The following is a 16,385-nucleotide window of genomic DNA, read 5'->3' on the forward strand; positions in this document are numbered from 1 at the left end:
CAATCATGCGTAATAACCAACCCGTTACCCAGCGCGAACGTACCTTCCCCGCTCAGCAACGGTTGATCTCCACCACAGATGCCAAGGGTGTCATTACCTACTGCAACGACGCGTTTGTCGAAATCAGTGGGTTCACCCGCGACGAACTGGTCCGTGCCCCGCACAACCTGGTGCGTCACCCGGATGTGCCCTCGGCGGTGTTCGCGCACATGTGGTCCACGCTCAAACAAGGCTTGCCATGGATGGGCATTGTCAAGAATCGCTGCAAGACCGGTGACCACTACTGGGTTAACGCCTATGTAACACCGGTGTTCGACGGTAACCAGGTGATCGGCTACGAATCGGTGCGCATCAAGCCAACCGCCGAGCAGATCCGTCGGGCCGAGGCGCTTTATCAACGCATCAACCAGGGCAAGTCGGCGATTCCCCAGCGCGACAAATGGCTGCCGGTGCTGCAGGACTGGCTGCCGTTTATCCTGGTCAGCCAACTGAGTTTCATGATCGGCGCCACCCTCACCTCCCAGTGGGGCTTTGCCCTGGCTGCGGCGCTGTCGGTGCCGTTGGGCCTGCTGGGCCTGAGCTGGCAGCAACGCGGCCTCAAGCGCTTGCTGCGCCTGGCCGAGCAAACCACGTCCGACCCGCTGATCGCGCAGATGTACACCGACAGCCGTGGCGCCCAGGCCCGACTGGAAATGTCGATCCTCAGCCAGGAAGCGCGTCTGAAAACCTGTCTTACCCGCTTGCAGGACACCGCCGAGCACCTCAACGACCAGGCGGCGCAATCCAACACCCTGGCGCATAACAGCTCCAGCGGCCTGGAACGCCAGCGCGTGGAAACCGAACAGGTGGCCACTGCGGTAAACCAGATGGCGGCGACCACCCAGGAAGTCGCCAGCAACGTGCAGCGCACCGCCGACGCCACCCAGGAAGCCAACCGCCTGACCGGTCGCGGCCGCGATATCGCCGGGGAAACCCGCGAGGCGATTCAGCGGCTTTCGGCCGCCGTTGGCGAGACCGGCGTGACCGTCACGCAACTGGCCAAAGACAGCGATGAAATTGGCGGCGTTGTCGATGTAATCAAGGGCATCGCCGACCAGACCAACTTGCTGGCGCTCAACGCCGCTATCGAAGCAGCGCGTGCCGGTGAGATGGGCCGTGGTTTTGCGGTGGTCGCCGATGAAGTGCGCCAACTGGCGCAGCGTACGGCCGAATCCACCGGGCAGATCCACAACCTGATCGCCAAGCTGCAACACACGGCGGCTGCGGCCGTGCAAACCATGGACGCCGGGCACCGCCAGGCCGAAGAAGGTGTGGCGCGGGTGATGGAAGCGGACCAGGCATTGGTGGGCATCAGTGAGGCGGTGGCCAATATCACCGACATGACCACTCAGATCGCAGCCGCAACCGAGGAGCAAAGTGCGGTGGCCGAGGAGATCAGCCGTAACATCAGCACTATTGCGCTGTTGGCAGACCAGACCTCAGAGCAGGCGATGAACTCGGCGCAGTTGAGTGAAGAACTGACTCATACGGCGAATACTCAGTACTCGCTGGTGGAGCGTTTTAACCGGTAGAACTTCAGGGGCTCACTTTCTCCAACAAGTGAGCCCCTTGCAGATGGCTATCACTCATCATCTTTTTATCACCAAGCATTCTATAAAACTGTCAATTCTCACAGTTAATCTTTGAACGCCTCCCTCCTTATAGTGTGAACCTGTCAAACAGGAGCACACCGTCATGTCCCGGTCTACCGACTCAAATAGCGCCCTGCATCCCTTCCCAAAAACCATGGGGCGTGTGCAATGGACTGAAAAATCATCGAACAACGAAAGAACATTGGAAGGCTGGGCTCTCCCACTGCACCTATCCGAATACAATAATCAGTATTGGGTCAAGTTGACGCTCCAGTCCCCAGACACTCAACAATCACTGTTACTGAAAATACCTTGCGACTCCATAAGCACATCACCTAACAAATCAATCCAGCAAACCCCGGAAGCTTTCGCCCATATGTACATTCAAGGTGCAAACAATAACGCACCTGAAACTGAAGAACGCTTTAAACCTGTCGGTGACATTGAGATAACCGTTGACGAAAGCACAGGGAACACAACGCTGAATTTCGAAGGTTCTTTCACTGACACAGCGCCGGAATTACGCGAAATAAAATGCTGCTGTGAGTGGCCTGGAACTACCCTTGCCTCACAACGTTCGATCTTTGAGTGGACAGAAGGACAAACTCAATACAAAACGGAGGGCTGGCTGACCTACTCCAATACAAGCAAGGCATGGTATCTGACCAGCGAGGAGGGAGAATGGAATACGCCTCAATACCGTGACTGGGTTATTTATATTTACTGCGACGATGAAAATGAACAGATCATTAATAAAACATTTATGACGAATGATGGAAAATCGAATTTTTACTATCGCCCTCACGGCGGTGGCACCTATGAAGGAGCGTATAATGTAACGCTTACACTGACTCAGCAGCCATTGCGCTGCGAAGCCACCTTTAAAAATAAAATCGGCGACCGTTTAGACATGACTAACGGCACGTTTCAGCCTATAAAAGAGCCTACTCCCCCATCGTAATAGGGCGCGACAAAAGAGACTTAAAACAAAATAAGTTTCACGTCTTAGTCGAGCGCGACACATTCAAGCTGGTATTTCTGAAAAATCAGATAACGCAAACCCCACGCGTAAAAAGGCCTCACCATGAACCAAGAAATTATTTTCATCCCCGACTGCTATTTCTCTCAATCTGCAAACAACCATTTTGAATGGACATTTAAAAACCCTCAAACATCAATCACTGCAGAAAGAACAATTTTTGGTCATAGCACACAGACAAATACCTGGATATTTTCAGGAGCCATTGGAGATCAACGTGAAAAAAATTTTTCTTCATATTATTTTCATATTCCTTACCTAGGAGAAGCGCCGATAGACAATACCTATATACTCGACGGAATGTTACATTATGCTCTTTACATCTCTGGCCCTGGGGACATGCCTGGCACTAAAGCGATTCCCGCCAAACACGCAACGCTCACAATAAAGCTCAACCCTGCTGAAGGCACGGCCAATGGCAACTTCGAGGCATCCTTCGACAGTGAGTATGCTCAATACGATGCGACAGGACACTTCACGCTCATTAGGGACCGCTAGTGTTAAATCTCACGAAAACACTAGCCGAAATGTCCCAACATGGAGAAACCTGCAAAGCGTCAGGCGAGAAAACCTGACGCTTTGATGGCCGCCGCCTCCAAATGCTGCTCATGACTGAACCCCGACGCCTTCAACGGCTTCAAATCATGATCCCCCGCCACCAGCCACATCACCTCAATGCTCGGCGATAACGCATACCCCTCCACCGCCGCTCGATTGCCCAAGGCATCACGCTCGCCCTGCACAATCAACGTCGGCGTCTTCAACCCGGCCAAGTGCTCCACCCGAGGCTTTTGCGGCTTGCCCACCGCATAAAACGGATACCCCAGGCACACCAACCCATCGGCGCCCAATTCATCGGCCAACAAACTGGCCATGCGCCCGCCCATGGACTTGCCGCCAATCGCCAGTTTCCCAGCGACATGACGTCGCACCTGGGCATACACCTCACGCCACGCCTCCAGCAGTTTCGGCGCCGGATTTGGCGGGCGTTTGCCCCCGTCCAAGCGGCGCTGGGCCATGTACGGGAACTCGAAGCGCAACACGTTCACGCCATGCCCGGCAAGGCGTGCAGCCATGTCGTTCATGAATGCCGAGTCCATCGGTGCGCCAGCGCCGTGGGCCAGGATCAACGTGACCGGCTTATCCGACGTCGTGCCCGTGGCGACATCCCACAACCAGCCATGTTCCCGTACACACTGCGCCCATTGATCCCCGTCAATACTGGCCTTGTGCTCTTTGCCCATGCTTGCCTCGCTTTTTAGTCTGCCTATAACTCCAGCCCAAGTGCTGCACTTGCTTGGGTTGAACCGTGGATGGGGAACCATGAACACTACTTTAAGTACCGCCTATAACTACAAGGTGGTCCGCCAATTCGCCATTATGACGGTGGTGTGGGGCATCGTCGGCATGGGGCTCGGGGTTTTTCTCGCGGCCCAATTGGTTTGGCCTGCGCTCAACTTCGATTTGCCTTGGACCAGCTTCGGCCGCCTGCGCCCTTTGCACACCAACGCGGTGATTTTCGCGTTCGGTGGCTGTGCGCTGTTCGCCAGCTCCTTTTACTCGGTGCAACGCACCTGCCAGACGCAGTTGTTCGCGCCGAAAGTCGCCGCGTTCTGCTTCTGGGGCTGGCAGCTTGTGATCCTGCTGGCCGCCATCAGCCTGCCACTGGGCTACACCAGCTCCAAGGAATACGCCGAGCTGGAATGGCCGATCGACATCCTGATCACCATTGTCTGGGTCGCCTACGCCATCGTGTTCTTCGGCACGATCATGAAACGCAAGACCAAGCACATCTATGTGGGCAACTGGTTCTTCGGCGCGTTCATCATCACCGTGGCCATTTTGCATATCGTCAATAACCTGGAAATCCCGGTCAGCCTGACCAAGTCCTACTCGCTGTACGGCGGTGCGACGGATGCCATGGTGCAGTGGTGGTATGGGCACAACGCGGTAGGCTTTTTCCTGACTGCGGGCTTCCTCGGCATGATGTACTACTTCGTGCCCAAACAGGCCGAGCGTCCGGTGTATTCCTATCGCTTGTCGATTGTGCACTTCTGGGCGCTGATCACCCTGTACATCTGGGCCGGTCCTCACCACTTGCACTACACCGCCTTGCCGGACTGGGCGCAGTCCCTGGGCATGGTGATGTCACTGGTGCTGCTGGCGCCAAGCTGGGGCGGCATGATCAACGGCATGATGACCCTCTCGGGTGCCTGGCATAAGTTGCGCAGCGACCCGATCCTGCGCTTCCTCGTCGTCTCCCTGGCCTTCTACGGCATGTCGACCTTCGAAGGCCCGATGATGGCGATCAAGACCGTCAACGCCCTCTCCCACTACACCGACTGGACCATCGGCCACGTACACGCCGGGGCGCTGGGCTGGGTGGCGATGATCTCCATCGGCGCGCTGTACCACATGATCCCGAAAGTCTTCGGTCGCGAGCAGATGTACAGCCTCGGCCTGATCAACGCGCACTTCTGGCTGGCCACCATCGGCACCGTGCTCTACATCGCCTCGATGTGGGTCAACGGCATCGCCCAGGGCCTGATGTGGCGTGCGGTCAACGAAGACGGCACCCTCACCTACTCCTTCGTCGAAACCCTGGTGGCCAGCCACCCAGGCTTCATCGTGCGTCTGGTGGGCGGTGCGATCTTCCTCAGCGGCATGTTCCTGATGGCTTACAACACATGGCGCACCGTGCGTTCGGCGCAACCTGCCGAAGTCACCGCTGCCGCGCAGATGGCCTGAGGAGTCGATGATGAAACACGAAACGATTGAAAAGAACGTCGGCCTGTTGATGCTGCTGATGGTGCTCGCCGTGAGCATCGGTGGCCTGACGCAGATCGTCCCGCTGTTCTTCCAGGACGTGACCAACAAACCGGTCGAAGGCATGAAGCCCTACACCGCGCTGCAACTGGAAGGCCGCGACATCTACATCCGCGAAGGCTGCGTGCAGTGCCACTCGCAGATGATCCGCCCGTTCCGCGCCGAGACCGAGCGCTACGGCCACTATTCGGTGGCCGGCGAAAGCGTGTGGGACCACCCGTTCTTGTGGGGCTCCAAGCGTACCGGGCCGGACCTGGCCCGCGTCGGCGCGCGCTACTCGGACGACTGGCACCGCGCTCACTTGTACAACCCGCGCAACGTGGTGCCAGAGTCGAAAATGCCGGCCTACCCCTGGCTGGTCACCGCCGCCGTCGACAGCAGCCACACCGAGACCAAGTTGAAAGTGATGCGCACCCTCGGCGTGCCGTACACCGACGACGACATCAATGGCGCAGTCGCCAGCCTCAAGGGCAAGACCGAGATGGACGCGCTGGTTTCCTACCTGCAAGTGCTCGGCACTGCCATCAAGAGCAAGAGGTGAGCCATGGGATTTGAATTCGATGCGGGCACCATCCGCGGCCTGGGTACGCTGGTGGTTGCCATCGCCTTTATCGGCCTGTCGCTGTGGGTATTCAACAACCGCCGCAATGCGGAATTCGAGCAGGCCCGCCTGCTGCCGTTTGCCGATGAACCTTCCCCACCCGACGCTCAAGCAGAGCCAGCCACAAGGAGCACTCGGCCATGACTACGTTCTGGAGTACATGGATCTGCGTATTGACCCTGGGCAGCCTGATCGGCCTGACCTGGCTGTTGGTCGGCACCCGCAAGGGCGAGACCAAGGGCAGCGTCGACCAGACCATGGGCCACGCCTTCGACGGTATCGAGGAATACGACAACCCGCTGCCCCAGTGGTGGTTCATGTTGTTCGCCGGCACCCTGGTGTTTGCCGTCGGCTACCTGATCCTCTACCCGGGCCTGGGCAACTGGAAAGGCGTACTGCCGGGCTATGAAGACGGCTGGACCCAGACCAAGGAATGGGACAAGGAAATGGCCAAGGCCGACGCCAGGTTCGGGCCGATCTTCGCCAAGTTCGCGGCCATGCCGGTGGAAGAAGTCGCCAAGGACCCGCAAGCGTTGAAGATGGGCGGTCGCCTGTTTGCCTCCAACTGTGCGGTGTGCCACGGCTCGGACGCCAAGGGCGCCTACGGCTTCCCCAACCTGGCCGACAACAACTGGCGCTGGGGCGGTTCGGCCGAGGCCATCAAGGCCACCATCCTGAACGGTCGCCACGCGGCGATGCCGGCCTGGGGTGAAGTGCTGGGCGAGGACGGGGTGAAGAACGTCGCCGCCTATGTGCGTCACGACCTGGCCAAGCTGCCGTTGCCCGCCGACAACACCGCCGACCTGGCCGCCGGCCAAGCCGCCTTCAGCACCACTTGCGTGGCGTGCCATGGTCCGCAAGGTCACGGCGTGGAAGCCATGGGTGCGCCCAACCTGACCGAGCCTGCCGGCTTTATCTACGGCACCAGCCTGGCGCAGTTGCAGCAGACCATCCGCCATGGTCGCCAGGGCCAGATGCCGGCTCAGGACGTGCTGCAAGGCAATGACAAGGTGCACCTGCTGGCGGCTTACGTGTACAGCCTGTCCCATAACGCTGAAGGCGCAACGCCAGACAGCCAACCGCAGTAAAAGCTCTACCTGTGGCGAAGGAGCTTGCTCCCGCTGGAGTGCGAAGCGCTCCCACGATTTTGGGGCCGCTGCGCAGCCCAACGGGAGCAAGCTCCCTCGCCACAGGCATAAGTCGCGACCAAGTGTCGCACCCCTTCCAAACCCAACTTTCCCCTCCTCCTATTCGGGTCTACGCTTGTTCCCACAGTGGAGCAATTCTGGCGTAGGCGACGGTATCCGTTGCGCCCCCTAAAATTCCTGTCCACTTGATCAGCTTTCTATTTCGGTCTTTATCCTTACACCAAACATGGAAAGGGCGCAGAATCTGGCGTGGAACGTATTGATACAGGTCAGCCATTGCGTTGCAATGGCCCCTCGGTTTCTACATACTTGCGGCCGATTTTACCTATAAAAAAACCTAAACCGTGGAACCTTAGAATGAGCACAGCAATCAGTCCGACTGCTTATAACTATAAGGTAGTCCGCCAGTTCGCCATCATGACGGTGGTCTGGGGGATCCTTGGCATGGGGCTCGGGGTGTTCATCGCCTCGCAACTGGTCTGGCCGCAATTGAATTTCGACCTGCCCTGGACGACTTTCGGCCGCCTGCGCCCACTGCACACCAACCTGGTGATCTTCGCCTTCGGCGGATGTGCACTGTTTGCCACCTCCTACTATGTCGTGCAGCGCACCTGCCAGACGCGACTGATCTCCGATGGCCTCGCCGCCTTCACCTTCTGGGGCTGGCAAGCGGTCATCGTCGGCGCCATCATCAGCCTGCCCCTGGGCTACACCACCACCAAGGAATACGCCGAGCTGGAATGGCCGATCGCCATTTTGCTTGCCATCGTGTGGGTGACCTACGGCCTGGTGTTCTTCGGCACCATCGTCAAGCGCAAGACCAAGCACATCTACGTGGGCAACTGGTTCTACGGGGCCTTTATCGTGGTCACGGCGATGCTGCACATCGTCAACCACGCCTCCCTGCCGGTGAACCTGTTCAAGTCCTATTCGGCCTATTCCGGCGCAACGGACGCGATGATCCAGTGGTGGTATGGCCACAACGCCGTAGGCTTCTTCCTCACCACCGGTTTCCTGGGGATGATGTACTACTTCGTGCCCAAGCAGGCCGAGCGCCCGATCTACTCTTATCGCCTGTCCATCGTGCACTTCTGGGCGCTGATCACCCTGTACATCTGGGCCGGCCCTCACCACTTGCACTACACCGCCTTGCCGGATTGGGCACAGTCCCTGGGCATGGCGATGTCGATCATCCTGCTGGCGCCAAGCTGGGGCGGCATGATCAACGGCATGATGACCCTCTCGGGCGCCTGGCATAAGCTGCGCACCGACCCGATCCTGCGGTTTCTGGTGGTGTCCCTGGCGTTCTACGGCATGTCGACCTTTGAAGGTCCGATGATGGCGATCAAGACCGTCAACTCGCTGTCCCACTACACCGACTGGACCATCGGCCATGTACACGCCGGGGCGCTGGGCTGGGTAGCGATGATCTCCATCGGCGCGCTGTACCACATGATCCCCAAACTGTTCGGCCGCGTGCAGATGCACAGCGTCGGGCTGATCAACGCGCACTTCTGGCTGGCCACTATCGGCACCGTGCTCTACATCGCCTCGATGTGGGTCAACGGCATCACCCAGGGCCTGATGTGGCGTGCGATCAACGATGACGGCACCCTCACCTACTCCTTCGTCGAAGCGCTGCAAGCCAGCCACCCGGGCTTTATCGTACGTGCCCTGGGCGGTGCGTTCTTTGCCAGCGGCATGCTGTTGATGGCCTACAACGTCTGGCGCACCGTGCGTGCCAGCGACCCTGTAGAAGCCGAAGCCGCCGCCAAGATCGCCGTTGTGGGAGCTCACTGATGAAGCATGAAGTAGTCGAGAAGAACATCGGCCTGCTGGCCTTCTTCATGGTCATCGCCGTGAGCATCGGCGGCCTGACCCAAATTGTCCCGCTGTTTTTCCAGGACGTGACCAACAAGCCGGTCGAAGGCATGAAGCCGCGCACCGCCCTCGAACTGGAAGGCCGCGACGTCTACATCGCCAACGGTTGCGTGGGCTGCCACTCGCAGATGATCCGCCCGTTCCGCGCCGAAACCGAACGCTACGGCCACTACTCGGTCGCCGGTGAAAGCGTGTGGGACCACCCGTTCCTGTGGGGCTCCAAACGCACCGGCCCGGACCTGGCCCGTGTGGGTGGGCGTTACTCCGATGACTGGCAGCGTGCGCACCTGTACAACCCGCGCAACGTCGTGCCTGAGTCGAAAATGCCGGCGTACCCGTTCCTCGTGGAAAACAAGCTCGACGGCAAGGACACCGCGAAGAAGATGGAAGTCTTGCGCACCCTGGGCGTGCCCTACACCGACGAAGACATCGCCGGTGCGGCCGCCGCCGTGAAGGGCAAGACCGAAATGGACGCATTGGTGGCCTACCTGCAAGGCCTTGGCACCATCATCAAAAGCAAACGGTGACCTACATGGATATCGGGATGATTCGTGGCCTGGGCACCGTTGTGGTGATGGTGGCCTTTGTCGGCCTGGCGTTGTGGGTGTTCAGCCCGCGGCGCAAGTCGGAGTTTGACGACGCGACCATGCTGCCCTTTGCAGATGATCCCGAAGCCATCAAGCACGTCGAGCAAGCTTCTAGGAGTAACAAAGAATGACTACGTTCTGGAGTCTGTACGTCACAGTCCTCAGTCTGGGTACCATCTTCGCCCTGACCTGGCTGCTGCTGTCGACCCGCAAGGGCCAGCGCACCGAACAGACGGACGAGACCGTCGGCCACTCGTTCGACGGCATCGAGGAGTACGACAACCCGCTGCCCAAGTGGTGGTTCATGCTGTTTGTCGGCACCATCGTCTTCGCCCTTGGTTACCTGGTGCTCTACCCTGGCCTCGGCAACTGGAAGGGCCTGCTACCAGGCTACAACTACCTCGACAACGACAAGCAAACCCCTTTCGCCAACGGCCAGACCGGCTGGACCGGCGTGCACGAATGGGAAAAGGAAATGGCCAGGTCGGAGGCCAAGTTCGGGCCGATCTTCGCCAAATTCGCGTCGATGCCGATTGAGGAAGTCGCCAAGGACCCACAAGCCTTGAAGATGGGCGGCCGCTTGTTTGCCTCCAACTGCTCGGTGTGCCACGGCTCCGACGCCAAGGGCGCCTACGGTTTCCCCAACCTGACCGACGCCGACTGGCGCTGGGGTGGCGAACCCAACACCATCAAGGAAACCATCATGAAGGGCCGCCACGCGGTGATGCCAGGCTGGGCCGAAGTCATCGGCGAGCAAGGCGTGGCTGACGTAGCAGGCTTTGTGGTGACCCAGCTCGATGGCCGCAAACTGCCGGAAGGCGCCAAGGCCGATGTGGCCAACGGTGAAAAACTCTTCGCCGCCAACTGCGTGGCCTGCCACGGCCCGGCCGGTAAAGGCACCCCAGCCATGGGCGCACCCGACCTGACGCATCCGGGTGCGTTCATCTACGGCTCAAGCTTTGCGCAACTGCAGCAGACCATCCGTTACGGCCGCCAGGGCCAGATGCCGGCGCAGGAGCAGTTGCAGGGCAATGACAAGGTGCATTTGCTGGCGGCGTATGTGTATAGCTTGTCTCATGGGGATAAGAAGGCTGAGGAGCAGTAAGACCTCTGAAACAATGGAGCCCCGCGCAGCGAATGCTGGCGGGGCTTTTTTGTTTCAACTGCGAACCTTCCAAAGCCAAATCTACCGTTCGTAGCCTCAACCTTGCCGCACGCATTCGCAAGGTAGTAACGTAACTACATTAAGTCCAGCGAAGGGGGACCCACCCCATGACCATCACGACCATCTCCAGCCGCGAATTCAATCAAGACACAAGTGGTGCCAAAAAAGCCGCCCGCAAAGGGCCGGTTTTTATCACTGATCGCGGCAAGCCTGCCCATGTACTGCTAAGCATTGAGGACTACCAGAAGCTGACAGGTCTGAACGCCGACATCGTTGATCTTTTGGTGATGCCGGAAGCGGCCGATATCGACTTCGAAATCGAACGTGCCGTGATCATTCATCGCCCCGTGGACTTTTCTTGATGTATTTACTCGACACGAATGTGATCTCTGAACTGCGTAAACCTCAGGCTGATGCGAATGTCGTGGCGTGGGCAAAAAGTGTGGTGGCGCCACGTATGTTTATTTCGGCGATCACGCTGAAGGAATTGGAAACCGGAGTCCTGAGAATTGAGCGGCGAGACCCGGCACAGGGGAAGGTGTTGAGAGCCTGGCTCAAGCGTCATGTGATGCCCGCCTTTGATGCCAGAATCCTGCCCGTCGATGCAGCAGTCGCGTTGCGTTGCGCACACTTGCATGTACCCGACCGAGCCAACGAAAGTGATTCATTGATTGCCGCTACCGCGCTGGTTCATGGGCTCACCGTCGTCACGCGCAACATCAGCGACTTCCAATCGAGCGGCGTTGCACTGATCAATCCATGGGACGAATGACCGGCTTACCGACAAAAACCGTCCATACTTGCCAAGTCAATTGATCCAGGTCACGTACACCATCAATTGATTTCCCCCAACGCGACCAAAGGTCGCACCCTTTGCGCACCATCGGGGGCGTATCATTAGGCCACTGCAACACCCTTAATTTGACCCCGGCTGGCACGTACTGGCCGAGGCAAATCTCCACCGCCGTGGGATGCAATGATGAGCGACCAGATACCGGTACATGACGTTACCCCGCCTGCCAAGACCGTTGACCTCTACGCTTCGAGAGAGAAGATCTACACCCGCGCCTTCACTGGCTTGTTCCGCAACTTGCGCATGGTCGGCGGTGCCGCTCTGTTCCTGTTGTACTTCGGCACGGTGTGGCTGAACTGGGGCGGTCACCAGGCAGTGTGGTGGAACCTGCCGGAGCGTAAATTCTTTATTTTCGGCGCAACGTTCTGGCCCCAGGATTTCATCCTGCTATCGGGCATTCTCATTGTCGCGGCATTTGGCCTGTTCTTTATCACCGTATACGCCGGGCGCGTGTGGTGCGGCTATACCTGCCCACAAAGCGTGTGGACGTGGATCTTCATGTGGTGCGAAAAGGTCACCGAAGGCGACCGCAACCAACGCATCAAGCTCGACAAGGCGCCCATGAGCGCCAACAAATTCCTGCGCAAGTTCAGCAAGCACAGCCTGTGGCTGCTGATCGGCTTTGCCACCGGCATCACCTTCGTCGGCTACTTCTCGCCGATTCGCGAACTGGTGTTCGACTTTTTCACTGGCCAGGCCGATGGCTGGTCGTATTTCTGGGTGGGTTTCTTCACCCTCGCCACCTACGGCAACGCCGGCTGGCTGCGTGAGCAGGTGTGCATCTACATGTGCCCCTATGCGCGCTTCCAGAGCGTGATGTTCGACAAGGACACCTTGATCGTGTCCTATGACCCGCGCCGTGGCGAAGTGCGTGGCCCACGTAAAAAGGGTACCGACTACAAGGCCCAGGGCCTGGGCGACTGCATCGACTGCACGATGTGCGTGCAGGTGTGCCCTACCGGTATCGATATCCGCGACGGGCTGCAAATCGAGTGCATCGGTTGCGCCGCCTGTATCGATGCCTGCGACAACATCATGGACAAGATGGAGTACCCACGCGGCCTGATCAGCTACACCACCGAACACAACCTTTCGGGGCAGAAAACCCATAAGCTGCGCCCGCGCCTGATCGGTTACGCCCTGGTATTGCTGGCGATGATCAGCCTGTTGGTGGCCGCCTTCTTCATGCGCTCGCTGGTGGGTTTCGACGTCAGCAAAGACCGCGTGCTGTATCGCGAGAACGCCGAAGGGCGCATCGAAAACGTCTACAGCCTGAAGATCATGAACAAAGACCAGCGCGATCACACCTACGTGCTCGACGCCGCTGGCCTGCCGGACCTCAAGCTGCAAGGCCGGCGCGAAATCAAAGTGGCCGCCGGCGATATCGTCAGCATGCCGGTGGAGTTGTCGAGTGCGCCGGAGCAGTTGCCGTCGAGCACCAACGAGGTGACCTTCATCCTCGAAGACGCCGATGACACCAGCGTCCATATTGAAGCCAAGAGCCGATTCATCGGCCCACAAGTCCGTTAACAGGGAACATACGCATGCCCGCAACTACTGCCGCCAGCCCTTGGTACAAGCACCTCTGGCCCTGGATCATCATCGCGATTCTGGCCTGCTCGGTGACCCTGACCTTGTCCATGGTGACCATCGCAGTGAACAACCCGGACAATCTGGTCAACGACAACTACTACGAGGCCGGCAAAGGCATCAACCGTTCCCTGGACCGCGAACGCCTGGCCCAGACCCTGCAACTGCGCGGCAAGCTGCACCTGGACGAACTGACCGGCGAGGTCGAGCTGCAACTGACTGGCTACAGCAATCCAGATACCCTGGAGCTGAACCTGATCTCCCCGACCCAGCCAGAGAAGGATCGCAAGATCAACCTCACCCGCAGCGACAGCGAGCCCGGCCGCTACATCGGCCAGGTCACCGACAAGGTCGAAGGTCGCCGTTTCGTGGAACTGCTTGGCGTGGAAGGCGGCAACACCTGGCGCCTGTTCGAAGAAGAAGAGGTCAGCCATGACAAGGATTTGTTGCTGGGTGACGAACCGTTGCAGGGCGCCGAGGACCTGAGAAAATAAACAACCTGCGCTCCGCGCTTCGCGAGCAAGCCCGCTTCCACAAGGACACCGCGTGCCCCTGTGGGAGCGGGCTTGCCCGCGAAGAGGCCCTCCCAGCCACCAAAGACCTCGAACCATGACCACCCCCTGCTACCATTGCGCCCTACCCGTCCCCTCCGGAAGCCGGTTCACCGCCCAGATCCTCGGCGAACGCCGCGAACTCTGCTGCCCAGGCTGCCAGGCCGTGGCCGAGGCGATAGTGGCCGGCGGGCTGGAAAGCTATTACCAACACCGCAGCGAAGCCTCGGCCAACCCCGAGGCGCTGCCCGTGCAGTTGGTGGACGAGCTGGCGCTGTACGACCGCCCCGATGTGCAAAAACCCTTTGTCCGCCATCAAGGCGACCTGGCCGAAACCACCCTGCTGATGGAAGGCATCAGTTGCGCCGCCTGCGGCTGGTTGATCGAGAAACACCTGCGCAGCCTGCCCGCCGTGGCCGAAGCGCGATTGAACCTGTCCAACCACCGCCTGCACGTGCGCTGGGCCGATGGGCAATTGCCGTTGAGCCAACTGCTCAGCGAGCTGCGCCATATCGGTTACGCCGCCCACCCTTACCAGGCCGACCGCGCCGCCGAACAATTGGCCAGCGAGAATCGCCTGGCCCTGCGACAACTGGGGGTCGCCGGCTTGCTGTGGTTCCAGGCCATGATGGCAACCATGGCCACTTGGCCGGAATTCAATATCGACCTGAGCCCGGAACTGCACGTCATCCTGCGCTGGGTCGCGATGTTTCTGACCACGCCCATCGTGTTCTACAGCTGCGCGCCCTTCTTCAAAGGCGCCCTGCGTGACCTGCGCACGCGCCACCTGACCATGGACGTGTCGGTGTCCCTGGCGATTGGCGGCGCGTACCTGGCCGGCATCTGGACGGCGATCACTGGCGTAGGCGAGTTGTATTTCGATGCCGTGGGCATGTTTGCCCTGTTCCTGCTGGCCGGACGCTACCTTGAGCGCCGCGCCCGGGAGCGTACTGCCGCAGCCACCGCCCAACTGGTCAACCTGTTGCCCGCCTCCTGCCTGCGCCTCAAGGACGACGGCCAGAGCGAACGCATCCTGCTCAGTGAACTGGCAGTGGGTGAGCGTGTACTGGTGCATCCCGGCGCGGTGCTGCCGGCGGATGGCGTGATTCTCGACGGCCAATCCAGCATCGATGAATCCCTGCTGACCGGCGAGTACCTGCCGCAACCTCGGCGCACGGGTGACAGCGTCACGGCTGGCACGCTGAATGTCGAAGGCGCGCTGACCGTCCAAGTACGCGCCCTGGGGCATGACACGCGCCTGTCCGCCATCGTGCGCCTGCTGGAGCGCGCCCAGGCCGAGAAGCCGCGCCTGGCGCAGATCGCCGACCGCGCTGCGCAGTGGTTCTTGTTGTGCTCGCTGATCGCCGCCGCACTGATCGGCCTGCTGTGGTGGGAGCTGGACCCCACACGGGCGTTCTGGATTGTGCTGGCGATGCTGGTGGCGACCTGTCCGTGCGCCCTGTCGCTGGCCACGCCCACCGCCCTTACCGCCGCCACCGGCACCTTGCACAGTCTCGGGTTACTGCTGACCCGCGGCCATGTGCTTGAGGGCCTGAACCAGATTGATACGGTGATTTTCGACAAGACCGGCACCCTCACCGAAGGGCGCCTGGCGTTGCGCGCCATCCGGCCCCTCGGCGCGCTGGACAGCGACCAATGCCTGGGCCTTGCCGCCGCCCTGGAGAACCGCTCCGAACACCCGATTGCCCGTGCCTTCGGCCGTGCGCCGCTGGCCGCCGATGAAGTGCTGAGCACGCAAGGGCTGGGCCTGGAGGGTCGTGTGGGAGAACGTCTGTTGCGCATCGGCCAGCCGGGTTTTGTCTGTGAACTCAGTGGCTGCGCGATTCCCGCCTCGCCGGACGAAGCCGGGCAATGGCTGCTGCTGGGCGACCGCAGCGGGGCGCTGGCCTGGTTCGTACTCGACGACCGTCTGCGCAGCGACGCCCCCGCCTTGCTGGCTGCATGCAAGGCGCGGGGCTGGCGCACGCTGTTGCTCTCCGGCGACAGTTCGCCGATGGTAGCCAGTGTCGCCTCTGAGCTGGGTATCGACGAAGCCCACGGCAGCCTGCGCCCTGACGACAAGCTGCAGGTACTGCAAAACCTGCACAAGGAAGGTCGCAAAGTGCTGATGCTGGGCGATGGGGTCAATGATGTGCCGGTGTTGGCTGCTGCCGATATCAGTGTGGCGATGGGCTCGGCCACCGACCTGGCGAAAACCAGCGCCGATGCGGTGCTGTTGTCCAACCGCCTGGATGCGCTGGTGCAGGCCTTCAGCCTCGCGCGGCGCACCCGCCGAGTGATCATCGAGAACCTGTTGTGGGCCGGGTTGTACAATGGCCTTATGCTGCCGTTCGCCGCCCTGGGTTGGATCACTCCGATCTGGGCGGCCATCGGCATGTCCCTCAGTTCGTTGACCGTGGTACTCAACGCGTTGCGCCTGACTCGCCTGCCGAGCGCGCAAGCCCCGGGTACCGCCCCAGCAACCCGCCCGCTGCCGGCCTGAGCCGCGTGGG

General features: G+C 60.0%; 17 protein-coding genes. 16 read left to right on the forward strand and 1 reads right to left on the reverse strand.

Features of this window, described 5'->3' with window-relative positions; all coding sequences use genetic code 11:
• Positions 1-5 precede the first annotated feature (5 nt).
• From CLM72_RS19970 to CLM72_RS28825, 3 genes are all read left to right on the forward strand, one after another.
• Positions 6-1,571 (forward strand): PAS domain-containing methyl-accepting chemotaxis protein, encoded by a 1,566-nt coding sequence (locus tag CLM72_RS19970; RefSeq protein ID WP_105227725.1) that lies wholly within the window; start codon positions 6-8, stop codon positions 1,569-1,571.
• Between the two features lie 163 nt (positions 1,572-1,734).
• A complete protein-coding gene (locus CLM72_RS19975; protein ID WP_105227727.1) occupies positions 1,735-2,592 on the forward strand; it encodes a hypothetical protein in 858 nt (285 codons plus the stop codon).
• Between the two features lie 123 nt (positions 2,593-2,715).
• Positions 2,716-3,168: a hypothetical protein gene (locus CLM72_RS28825; RefSeq protein ID WP_146120480.1), complete on the forward strand. Its 453-nt coding sequence runs from the start codon at positions 2,716-2,718 to the stop codon at positions 3,166-3,168.
• Positions 3,169-3,227: 59 nt separating this feature from the next.
• On the opposite strand, the gene CLM72_RS19985 is transcribed toward CLM72_RS28825, so the two are convergent.
• Positions 3,228-3,914, reverse strand: a complete 687-nt coding sequence (locus CLM72_RS19985) for an alpha/beta family hydrolase (protein ID WP_105227731.1) — start codon at positions 3,912-3,914, stop codon at positions 3,228-3,230.
• A gap of 79 nt (positions 3,915-3,993) precedes the next feature.
• On the opposite strand from CLM72_RS19985, the gene ccoN (CLM72_RS19990) reads away from it, so the two are divergent.
• The 13 genes from ccoN (CLM72_RS19990) to CLM72_RS20050 all read left to right on the forward strand — a co-directional run bounded on the left by ccoN (CLM72_RS19990) (position 3,994) and on the right by CLM72_RS20050 (position 16,375).
• A complete protein-coding gene (ccoN, locus tag CLM72_RS19990; protein ID WP_034128402.1) occupies positions 3,994-5,418 on the forward strand; it encodes a cytochrome-c oxidase, cbb3-type subunit I in 1,425 nt (474 codons plus the stop codon).
• A 10-nt stretch (positions 5,419-5,428) separates the two neighbouring features.
• Positions 5,429-6,037: a cytochrome-c oxidase, cbb3-type subunit II gene (gene ccoO / locus CLM72_RS19995; RefSeq protein ID WP_003193159.1), complete on the forward strand. Its 609-nt coding sequence runs from the start codon at positions 5,429-5,431 to the stop codon at positions 6,035-6,037.
• 3 nt (positions 6,038-6,040) lie between these two features.
• On the forward strand, positions 6,041-6,241 hold the full coding sequence (locus tag CLM72_RS20000) for a cbb3-type cytochrome c oxidase subunit 3 (RefSeq protein WP_003193161.1): 201 nt from the start codon (positions 6,041-6,043) through the stop codon (positions 6,239-6,241).
• Positions 6,238-7,185: a cytochrome-c oxidase, cbb3-type subunit III gene (gene ccoP, locus CLM72_RS20005; protein ID WP_054897851.1), complete on the forward strand. Its 948-nt coding sequence runs from the start codon at positions 6,238-6,240 to the stop codon at positions 7,183-7,185. The genes CLM72_RS20000 and ccoP (CLM72_RS20005) overlap by 4 nt, the downstream gene beginning before the upstream one ends.
• Before the next feature lie 417 nt (positions 7,186-7,602).
• Positions 7,603-9,045: a cytochrome-c oxidase, cbb3-type subunit I gene (ccoN, locus tag CLM72_RS20010; protein ID WP_014719443.1), complete on the forward strand. Its 1,443-nt coding sequence runs from the start codon at positions 7,603-7,605 to the stop codon at positions 9,043-9,045.
• Positions 9,045-9,653 carry a cytochrome-c oxidase, cbb3-type subunit II gene (gene ccoO / locus CLM72_RS20015; protein WP_003193167.1) on the forward strand — a complete coding sequence of 203 codons (609 nt, stop codon included), beginning with the start codon at positions 9,045-9,047 and terminating at the stop codon, positions 9,651-9,653. The genes ccoN (CLM72_RS20010) and ccoO (CLM72_RS20015) overlap by 1 nt, the downstream gene beginning before the upstream one ends.
• A 5-nt stretch (positions 9,654-9,658) precedes the next feature.
• A complete protein-coding gene (locus CLM72_RS20020; RefSeq protein ID WP_005790274.1) occupies positions 9,659-9,844 on the forward strand; it encodes a CcoQ/FixQ family Cbb3-type cytochrome c oxidase assembly chaperone in 186 nt (61 codons plus the stop codon).
• Positions 9,841-10,818 (forward strand): cytochrome-c oxidase, cbb3-type subunit III, encoded by a 978-nt coding sequence (gene ccoP / locus CLM72_RS20025; RefSeq protein WP_014719444.1) that lies wholly within the window; start codon positions 9,841-9,843, stop codon positions 10,816-10,818. The genes CLM72_RS20020 and ccoP (CLM72_RS20025) overlap by 4 nt, the downstream gene beginning before the upstream one ends.
• Before the next feature lie 167 nt (positions 10,819-10,985).
• Positions 10,986-11,240, forward strand: coding sequence for a type II toxin-antitoxin system Phd/YefM family antitoxin (locus CLM72_RS20030; RefSeq protein WP_105227733.1), 255 nt, complete (start codon positions 10,986-10,988; stop codon positions 11,238-11,240).
• Positions 11,240-11,650, forward strand: coding sequence for a type II toxin-antitoxin system VapC family toxin (locus CLM72_RS20035; protein ID WP_034128399.1), 411 nt, complete (start codon positions 11,240-11,242; stop codon positions 11,648-11,650). Before CLM72_RS20030 ends, CLM72_RS20035 begins: the two co-directional genes overlap by 1 nt.
• 207 nt (positions 11,651-11,857) lie before the next feature.
• Positions 11,858-13,261, forward strand: coding sequence for a cytochrome c oxidase accessory protein CcoG (gene ccoG, locus CLM72_RS20040; RefSeq protein ID WP_034128398.1), 1,404 nt, complete (start codon positions 11,858-11,860; stop codon positions 13,259-13,261).
• A gap of 14 nt (positions 13,262-13,275) precedes the next feature.
• Entirely contained in the window at positions 13,276-13,815 is a 540-nt protein-coding gene (locus CLM72_RS20045) for a FixH family protein (RefSeq protein ID WP_105227735.1), read from the forward strand.
• 115 nt (positions 13,816-13,930) lie between these two features.
• Positions 13,931-16,375, forward strand: a complete 2,445-nt coding sequence (locus CLM72_RS20050) for a heavy metal translocating P-type ATPase (protein ID WP_105227737.1) — start codon at positions 13,931-13,933, stop codon at positions 16,373-16,375.
• Positions 16,376-16,385: the final 10 nt, after the last annotated feature.

Source organism: Pseudomonas sp. MYb193 (assembly GCF_002966775.1).
Lineage (GTDB): Bacteria > Pseudomonadota > Gammaproteobacteria > Pseudomonadales > Pseudomonadaceae > Aquipseudomonas > Aquipseudomonas paracarnis.

What these genes read in the sequence shown, in the direction of transcription:
- ccoO (WP_003193167.1), top strand. Translation starts at nt 9,045, where the DNA reads ATGAAGCATGAAGTAGTCGAGAAGAACATCGGCCTGCTGGCCTTCTTC.
- CLM72_RS20030 (WP_105227733.1), top strand. Translation starts at nt 10,986, where the DNA reads ATGACCATCACGACCATCTCCAGCCGCGAATTCAATCAAGACACAAGT.
- CLM72_RS20020 (WP_005790274.1), top strand. Translation starts at nt 9,659, where the DNA reads ATGGATATCGGGATGATTCGTGGCCTGGGCACCGTTGTGGTGATGGTG.
- ccoN (WP_034128402.1), top strand. Translation starts at nt 3,994, where the DNA reads ATGAACACTACTTTAAGTACCGCCTATAACTACAAGGTGGTCCGCCAA.
- CLM72_RS19975 (WP_105227727.1), top strand. Translation starts at nt 1,735, where the DNA reads ATGTCCCGGTCTACCGACTCAAATAGCGCCCTGCATCCCTTCCCAAAA.
- ccoO (WP_003193159.1), top strand. Translation starts at nt 5,429, where the DNA reads ATGAAACACGAAACGATTGAAAAGAACGTCGGCCTGTTGATGCTGCTG.
- CLM72_RS19970 (WP_105227725.1), top strand. Translation starts at nt 6, where the DNA reads ATGCGTAATAACCAACCCGTTACCCAGCGCGAACGTACCTTCCCCGCT.
- CLM72_RS20000 (WP_003193161.1), top strand. Translation starts at nt 6,041, where the DNA reads ATGGGATTTGAATTCGATGCGGGCACCATCCGCGGCCTGGGTACGCTG.
- CLM72_RS19985 (WP_105227731.1), bottom strand. Translation starts at nt 3,914, where the DNA reads ATGGGCAAAGAGCACAAGGCCAGTATTGACGGGGATCAATGGGCGCAG.
- CLM72_RS20045 (WP_105227735.1), top strand. Translation starts at nt 13,276, where the DNA reads ATGCCCGCAACTACTGCCGCCAGCCCTTGGTACAAGCACCTCTGGCCC.
- ccoP (WP_054897851.1), top strand. Translation starts at nt 6,238, where the DNA reads ATGACTACGTTCTGGAGTACATGGATCTGCGTATTGACCCTGGGCAGC.
- CLM72_RS20050 (WP_105227737.1), top strand. Translation starts at nt 13,931, where the DNA reads ATGACCACCCCCTGCTACCATTGCGCCCTACCCGTCCCCTCCGGAAGC.
- CLM72_RS20035 (WP_034128399.1), top strand. Translation starts at nt 11,240, where the DNA reads ATGTATTTACTCGACACGAATGTGATCTCTGAACTGCGTAAACCTCAG.
- ccoP (WP_014719444.1), top strand. Translation starts at nt 9,841, where the DNA reads ATGACTACGTTCTGGAGTCTGTACGTCACAGTCCTCAGTCTGGGTACC.
- ccoN (WP_014719443.1), top strand. Translation starts at nt 7,603, where the DNA reads ATGAGCACAGCAATCAGTCCGACTGCTTATAACTATAAGGTAGTCCGC.
- CLM72_RS28825 (WP_146120480.1), top strand. Translation starts at nt 2,716, where the DNA reads ATGAACCAAGAAATTATTTTCATCCCCGACTGCTATTTCTCTCAATCT.
- ccoG (WP_034128398.1), top strand. Translation starts at nt 11,858, where the DNA reads ATGAGCGACCAGATACCGGTACATGACGTTACCCCGCCTGCCAAGACC.